Origin of the sequence: Microcoleus sp. K5-D4 (assembly GCF_036704575.1) — a bacterium.
In the GTDB taxonomy this organism is placed as follows: Bacteria; Cyanobacteriota; Cyanobacteriia; order Cyanobacteriales; family Microcoleaceae; genus Microcoleus.
In genome coordinates, this window is the sequence record NZ_JAUBSD010000226.1 from 1 (window position 1) to 1,117 (window position 1,117).

General features: G+C 47.4%; 1 protein-coding gene and 1 pseudogene. One reads left to right on the plus strand and one right to left on the minus strand.

Going from position 1 to position 1,117, the window contains the following annotated elements; all coding sequences use genetic code 11:
• Nucleotides 1–557: pseudogene (locus QUA77_RS29180) on the plus strand (tetratricopeptide repeat protein); the annotation flags it as partial.
• Nucleotides 558–806: 249 nt separating this feature from the next.
• Here the strand turns inward: QUA77_RS29180 and QUA77_RS29185 are convergent.
• Nucleotides 807–1,117, minus strand: a 311-nt coding sequence (locus tag QUA77_RS29185) for a hypothetical protein (RefSeq protein ID WP_333454122.1), incomplete at its 5' end; no start/stop codon positions are given.

Genomic DNA, 1,117 nt, shown 5'->3' on the forward strand with positions numbered 1-1,117 from the left:
TTGAAGCGATCGCAGCCTATAATTCTGCTTTACTTATTGCACCGGATTATATCAATGCTCTCAACAACAAAGGGAATGCGCTGCGAAGTCTGGGTGAATTACAAGCACAGCTAAGTGAATTTGAGACGGCAAAACAGTCTTACTTTGAGGCGAGCGCTGCCTGTAATTCTGCTTTACTTATTGCACCGGATTATATCTGTGCTCTCAACAAGAAAGGGAATGCGCTGTTAAGTCTGGGTGATTTGCAAGCACAGCTAAATGAATTTGAGGTGGCAAAACAGTCTTACTCAGATGCGATCGCTGCTTACAATAGAGCTTTACTTATTGCACCGGATGACATCATTGTCCTCAACAACAAAGGTATTGCACTGAGAATACTGGGTGATTTACAAGCAAAATTATCTGAGCAAGAGGAAGCACTCAAGAATTGGCAAGAGGCTCGGGAAATGTTTAATCGATCTTTAGCCATTGCTCCTAACAACGATCGCCTTCGCAGTGGCCGCGATGCGCTGCAAGAACTTTTCGATAATTTGGGTGACGATACTCTCAGCAGTTAGCTCCATGCGAAGTAGTAAAGACGCGGCATTAAGGAGGAGGACGTGTCGAGTTAACTTAAACCGAAAGGCCGCCAAGGAATGAATTCCCTGGCTAATAGCAAAAGTCCTCTTTAGAGGACTAATGAATTCTTCAGTCCTCTTCAGAGGACTTTAGCTTTGAGGCAGGGGTTTCAACCCCTGCCGGACTGCCGGACTCAGGGACAGAGCGTTAAAAGCCCGCCCTCGAATTTAGCTATTTAACCTTGCAGCTTACCGCCCAGATTTTCTCGGCGATGTACCCTCAGCCCGCCTCCGACGGATCAGCACGCTCATCACCTGCTTCGGATTAGCGGCACGCTGTACGGGACTCCAATCGCCGACTTCTGCAAATCCCAGCCGGTACAAAGTGAGTATGGTTTCCCGGACACCTTTGGGCGAACCGACAACCGTTAACAGCACCACTTCCTGTTCGCATACTGCTGCTGAGTCGTCATTTGGGCATTGGGATTTGTTGTCGTCAGGCACGAATTCCTGTGACATAATATGTTCTCCTGGTTTTGGGTTTTCTAGAAAAACCCAAA